Genomic DNA, 6260 nt, shown 5'->3' with positions numbered 1-6260 from the left:
CGATGCGCGATGTCTTCGATCCCCCCGCCGATCGCCAATACGACGAGCAGCAGGACCATCGCGGCCAGCGCGATATGCCAACGGCCCAAGCCGCAGATAATGCCGATCCCCGTGGTACTCCAGAGCGCCGCCGCCGTGGTGAATCCGTGCACCGACGCGCTACGGTTCGGCCGAACGATACAGCCCGCGCCCAGAAAACCGATCCCGGCCACAATGCCCTGCACCACCCGGCTGACCGACGACGTGTCATAGACCAGCGCCGACCCGGGAAACGGCACGACCGCCAGCACGAACAACGCCGAGCCGAACGACACGATCGCCAGTGTGCGCAAGCCGACAGATTTGTGATGGAGATTTCGATTGAGCCCGACGAGTCCGCCCAGCACCAGCGCTGCCATCAGCCGCAATGTGACTTCGATGATCTCCGCCATCCCTCACCTCGCTCGTTTTGCGCTTTCCGCTCGTTTCTCGCGTCTCGCTCGCCCGGCTGCTCCGAGCGATCTATGCCTGTGGCGATGCATTATCGCCCGTCCCGGGCAGAGTGAGTCGGGTCGGGTCGACCTCGTCGTCGAACAAGCGCAACTGGCGCGCGGCCTGGGCTTCGAGCAGTCGCACCCCCACGCCCATCAGGCGCACCGGTCGGCGTTTCCGGCCGACGGCGTCGGCCAGCAATTCACGACATTGCGCGGCATCGACACTCAGCGCGCCGGCTTCTGCCGTCGTCCGTGAAAAGTCGGCGAAACGAATCTTGACGAACACCTTGGCGATCGCCAGCGGCTCGCTGCGGCGCGCCCGCTCGATCCGCTCGGATAACTGACGAAGCAGCGGCTCAAGCGCCGCCTCGCAGTCAGCCAGCGTGCGCAGATCGCGCGTGTAGGTGGTCTCGACACTGATCGACTTGCGTTCCCGGTCCGGGCTGACGTCGCGCGTGTCGATGCCGCGGCAGCGCTCATACAATCGCTGACCGAACACGCCGAAACGCTCGGCAAGATCGGCCATCGAATGGCTGCGCAGATCGCCGCAGGACTGCACTCCCAGCGCCCGGAGCTTCTCCGCCGTGACCTTCCCCACGCCGAACAGGCGCTCGACGGGGAGCGCGGCCACGAAGGCGTCGATTTCTGCCGGTCTCACGACGAACATGCCGTCGGGCTTGCGCCAGTCGCTGGCAATCTTGGCGATGAACTTGTTGGGGGCGACGCCGGCCGAGACGGTGAGCCCGACCTCCTCGGCGACCCGTGCGCGAATCTCGCGGGCGATCAATGTGGCCGAGCCGTCGCAACGATCGCTGTGCGTGACATCGAGATACGCCTCGTCGAGTGAAAGCGGTTCGACGAGATCCGTGTAATCGCGGTAAATCGCCATGATGCGCTGCGATGCCTCCTGATACCGGCGCATCGTCGGCGCAATGATGCGCAACTCGGGACAGAGCTTGAGCGCCTGTGCCGAGGGCATGGCCGAGCGCACCCCGAAGGCGCGCGCCTCGTAGTTGCACGTTGCGACCACACCTCGCTGATCGGGCTGGCCCCCGACGGCCAGCGGAATTCCCCGCAACGACGGGTCATCGCGCATCTCGACAGAGGCGTAGAAGCAATCGGCGTCGCAGTGAATGATCTTGCGCGTAGAGGAGGACATGGCTCGCAATGAAAACACTGTGCAAATATACAGCATTCACACCACATTTGCGCCCGACGCGTGACATTGCGTCAGCGCCTCATCGCACAGGCAGGAACTGGAGGAACTGTGCGCCGAGCACATTCTGGACGTACCCGATGCCGGCGCGCCGATACTTCTCGTCGAGCATCTCGGCGAGCAGATCGAGCCGACCGATGATCTTGCCAAACTCCCGTTCGAAGCTCACGTTGCGCACGTCGGTGAGTTCGTTCGCCAGCAGCAGCGGCTTGCCTGTCATGTCGTGACGACTCGACAGCAGCCACGCCGCGATCTCGACGTTGCGCGCCGCATTGTAGATTCGCTGTGCGTCGAGGCCATCGCTCAGATAGAAGACCGTCGTCCCGCCATGCGCCGCGACAATCGTGTCAGAAAGACTGTAGACGAACGCGGCCACGCGATCGCCACTGAAGGCCGGGTCGAGCGAGAGGGATAATGCCTTCACGTCGCGCAAATTCCGCAGCGCCGGCAGGCTTCGTCGCCCTTCGATGGCCGCGCGCAATTGCGTCATCGCCTGCGTCTGTGTCGCTGCCCCGCCCTTGCGCCATTCGCGCGGGTTGCGCTTGTAGAGCTTGTCGGCCAGCCGGTACAAGCCCTCGAGGTTGGCCCGCATGCCCAGCGTCGCCATGCGATTGATGTCCGTCTGTGCGAGATCGGCGGTCGTCATTGCCGTCGAGCGCACTTTGCCATGATCGGTGGGCGCGTCTTGGTAGGAGACGCATCCCGTACACATCGCCGCCATCACTACCGCAACCATGACAGCCACCGCCGTCAGTCGCCCTCCCGCGGCATGGGCTATCCCGTTTCGTGCTTGGCGCAAGGCGAGCCGTCGTGTCATGGCGGTATCAGGGTGGGCAAGCGATGACTCTACGCGAACAAAGGCCACACTTCGTGTCGTTATCTCCTGAAAAGTTGTGACATTCGGTAACGCACTCTCGCCCGGCGTCAGGGCGTCAGGGTGTCAACGCCTCGCGCGCCTGCGCGAAGAGCGCGTGCGTCACGGCCTCCTCCAGGCGAAGCACTGGCGTCACGCAGCAGTCGGCATCGGCAAAACGCAACGTCCAGTCGGCCTGCGACGCGCTAGCGAATACCGCCGCCAGTTCAGCCTGAAGCGCACGTGCGTCGTCGCCGCCAATCGCCTGTCCGAGCGACCAATGCCGCGCTTTCCATTCGCTGCGCCCCAGCACGTCACACAACGTTTGCCAGAATTTGAGTTCGAGCGCGCCCACGGCCATGTAACGTCCATCCCGCGTGCGATAGACCTGATAACAAGGCACGCCGCCGTTGAGCAAGTCCGCGCCCGCCCGCGGCGCATGCCCTTGCCGATGCAGAGCGACGGCCGGAATGAGATTCGCGCGGAACACCTCGTGGGTCATCGAGACGTCCAGCCACCGGCCGCGGCCGGTGCGCTGCGCCGCGACCAGCGCCGCCAGCACGGCTTGTACCGCCGCCTGCCCGCCGCCGTACAGGTCGCCAATCTGGAAATTCGGCACGATCGGCGCGTCGTTTGAATCACCCAGTTGGTCGAGCACGCCCGCGTAGCCGATGTAATTGATGTCGTGTCCGGCGGCCTGCGCCATCGGCCCATGCTGTCCGTACCCGGTGATCGATGCCATCACCAACGACGGCCTGAGGCGCGCCAGCGTCTCGTAATCGAAACCGAGCCGCGCCATCACCCCTGGGCGAAATCCCTCCAGCAACACGTCGGCGCGAACGACCCAGTCGAGGAACGCCGCGCGGTCGCTATCGCGTTTGAGATCGAGTCGCTCGACCGATTTGCCGCGATTGAGCAAACGCCAGAATGCACTTGGCGGCGCCTCGCCATCGTTGAGCATCATCTCGCGGGCGTAGTCGCCGGCCCCGGTGTCTTCGATCTTGACGACATGCGCCCCCAGTTCCGCGAGGCGCAGTCCCGCGAGCGGACCGGGCAGCAAGCGCGTGAGATCCAGCACCGTGACGCCGGCCAGCGGTGCGTCGGCGACGACAGACGATTCACGGGCTTCGGGGCTTTCAGGCAAATCGAGCGATTCGGTCATGGCGAGCGAGCAAGGGATGAGGGTGGATGTCCACACCGTACCGCGCCGCACTGTCCGCGGGCAAGCGGACGACACGCCTTCTTTACTCAGACACTTCCGAAATCAGCCTCGATCCGTGCCGTCTTCCCGTAAAACGGGACCGGTGGCGTCACCGCGCCTCGGTGTCTCGCCCGCCGAACCATCGCCCAGCGGACCGGCCACCACCGCGTCCGTCAGCAGCCGCGCGATCTGGCCGTCGAGATACCCCAGATCCCGCAAGATTTCATACGTATGCTCGCCCGCCGCGGGCAACGGCCGGCGCGCGGGCAAGCGCTGCCCCGCCATCGCGATCGGCAGCAGCGGCACCTGCGTGTGCTCGCCTTGCTCGGTCACCAGATCGCCCAGTCCGCCGCTCGCGCGCAAATGCGGGTCGTCGAACAGCGCCTGGGGTGTGACGATCGGCGCGAACGGCAGACCGTGCCGCTCAAACGCGGCCGCGAGATAACTCGCATCGAACCCCAACATCATCTCGCGCAGCAAAGGCAGCAGCCAGTCACGGGCAAGCACCCGATCGTTGTTCGTCGCGAGTCGCGCGTCGTCGGCCAGATCCTGCCGGCCGAACACGTCGCAGAAGATGCGCCACTGGGTGTCGCTCACCACCGCGAGGAAGATTTGCACGCCGTCGCGCGCCGTAAACACATCGTAAATCGCCCAGGCCGACAAGCGGGCGGGCATCGGGTCGGGCGCCACGCCCGTCACCGCGAACTGCTGCATGTGTTGCGCCGCCAGCAGCACGCAGTTCTCGAACAGCGCCCCCTGCACCTCCTGTCCGCGCCCGGTGCTCTTGCGCTCGTATAGCGCGGCCAGCGCGGCGAGCGCGCCGAACACGCCACCCATGATGTCGTTGACCGAGGCCCCCGCACGCAGCGGCTGACCGGGCGGTCCCGTCATATACGCGAGCCCCGCCATCATTTGCACGACTTCGTCGAGCGCGGTGCGTGCGGCGTACGGACCGGGCAGGAACCCCTTGAGCGAGACGTAGACAAGCGCCGGATTCAAGCGTGATAGCGTTGCATAATCCAGGCCGAACTGGCGCATGCGCCCGGGCTTGAAGTTCTCGGTCAGCACGTCCGCCGTGCTCACCAGGCGCAGAATCAGCTCACGCCCCTCCGGCCGTGTGACATCCACGGCAAGACTGCGCTTGTTGCGATTGAACGCGCGGAAGAAGCCCGCGCCCGTGCCCAGCAGGCACCGCGTGGGGTCGCCGCCGACCGGTTCCACCTTGATGACGTCGGCACCGAGATCGCCTAGCACCATGCCGCAGGTGGGGCCCATGACCATATGGGAAAACTCCACAACCCGAATGCCTTTCAACGGCATTGGCGTTGCGGCGGACACGTCCGGCATCGGCTATTCTCCTCAGCTCGCGCGCAACGCGTCGCCACGCCGCCGATCCGGCAGGCGCGCGGCAGGCGCCGCGAAGCCGTTGCGTCGTAATTGATCGAAGCCGACGATGTACCCCGCCAAGGCACTCGCGGCCACGGTGGCCGGGCTGCCCAGCCACATCTGCCCGGGTCCCGAACGGCCCGGGAAATTTCGGTTCTGCGCGCTGATGACCACCTCGTCGGGCGCACGCGATACGCCCGGCCCAGCGTTCACACACGCCCCGCACCCCGGCGCGAGCACCTTGACGCCGGCCGCCGCGAACACGTCCGCGTAGCCCTGCGCCTCGCACCACGCACGGACATCTTCGCTACCGTACTGCAGGTAGAAGCGCACGCCATCGGCGACCTTGTGCCCTTGCGACAGGCCCCATGCGAGCACTTCGTGGCATGCGCGCAGGTCCTCGCGCTTGCTGCCCGTACACGATCCCCCGTACGCGATATCGATCGGCACCTCCGCCGACAACTGGGTGAGCGCCACGCCGTTGCCCGGATCACCGGGACTCGCCACCATCGCGCCGAGTCGGGCGCAATCGATCTCGATGACGTGGGCGTAAGCGGCCTGCGCATCGCTTGTCATCCACGGCGCCAACGCCGCGTCGACGCCGCGCCGTTCACGCAGGTATCTCACGGTCTCGGCATCGGGCACGATGAGCCCGGTCAGTCCACCGATTTCCGCCACCATGTTGGTCAGCGTCGCCCGCTCGTCGGTCGACAGGTGGGCCACCGCCTCGCCGGAAAATTCGATGATCTGACCGATGGCACGGCCGTCGCGGATGTACGGGAGATGCAGCAGGTGCAGCGCGAGATCCTTCGCCCCCACGCCCGCCGGCAAGCGCGAGCGCAGATGCACGAGACAGGTGCCCGGCACCGCCAGTCGCGCGTCGCCCGTCAACCAGGCGTTCGCCATCTCCGTGGCGCCCACGCCGAACGCAAACGCACCGACCGCGCCGCAATGCGGCGTATGCGAATCGGTGCCAACGATGACCTGCCCCGGCAGCGCGTAGCGCTCGAGCATCAAGGCATGGCAGATGCCTTCCGAGCCACCGCCCGCCGCGCGTCCATGCAGACGCAGATCGTGCTGCGCGCAGAACTCGCGCTGGGCCGAACCCAGACGCAGCGCCGCATCCACCAG

At 66.2% G+C, this 6260-nt stretch carries 6 protein-coding genes; all 6 read right to left on the bottom strand.

Annotated features, from left to right (window positions below; all coding sequences use genetic code 11):
* Nucleotides 1-431, bottom strand: a 431-nt coding sequence (locus tag A985_RS0118660) for an MgtC/SapB family protein (RefSeq protein WP_026132139.1), incomplete at its 3' end; no start/stop codon positions are given.
* Between the two features lie 70 nt (nt 432-501).
* On the bottom strand, nt 502-1632 hold the full coding sequence (gene dinB / locus A985_RS26160) for a DNA polymerase IV (RefSeq protein WP_017234893.1): 1131 nt from the start codon (nt 1630-1632) through the stop codon (nt 502-504).
* Between the two features lie 79 nt (nt 1633-1711).
* The gene (locus tag A985_RS0118650; protein WP_157211515.1) at nt 1712-2425 is read right to left on the bottom strand and encodes a hypothetical protein; all 714 of its coding nucleotides are present in this window, start codon (nt 2423-2425) and stop codon (nt 1712-1714) included.
* 196 nt (nt 2426-2621) lie between these two features.
* On the bottom strand, nt 2622-3704 hold the full coding sequence (locus tag A985_RS0118645) for a CaiB/BaiF CoA-transferase family protein (protein ID WP_017234891.1): 1083 nt from the start codon (nt 3702-3704) through the stop codon (nt 2622-2624).
* 102 nt (nt 3705-3806) lie between these two features.
* Nucleotides 3807-5090: a CaiB/BaiF CoA-transferase family protein gene (locus A985_RS0118640; RefSeq protein WP_017234890.1), complete on the bottom strand. Its 1284-nt coding sequence runs from the start codon at nt 5088-5090 to the stop codon at nt 3807-3809.
* A 12-nt stretch (nt 5091-5102) separates the two neighbouring features.
* Nucleotides 5103-6260 (bottom strand): aconitase family protein (locus tag A985_RS29475; RefSeq protein WP_255349103.1); only part of this gene is annotated, 1158 nt, incomplete at its 5' end.

The sequence above is a fragment of the Pandoraea sp. B-6 genome (genome assembly GCF_000282835.1).
In the GTDB taxonomy this organism is placed as follows: Bacteria; Pseudomonadota; Gammaproteobacteria; order Burkholderiales; family Burkholderiaceae; genus Pandoraea; species Pandoraea cepalis.
This window is presented reverse-complemented; position numbering and strand designations above follow the sequence as displayed.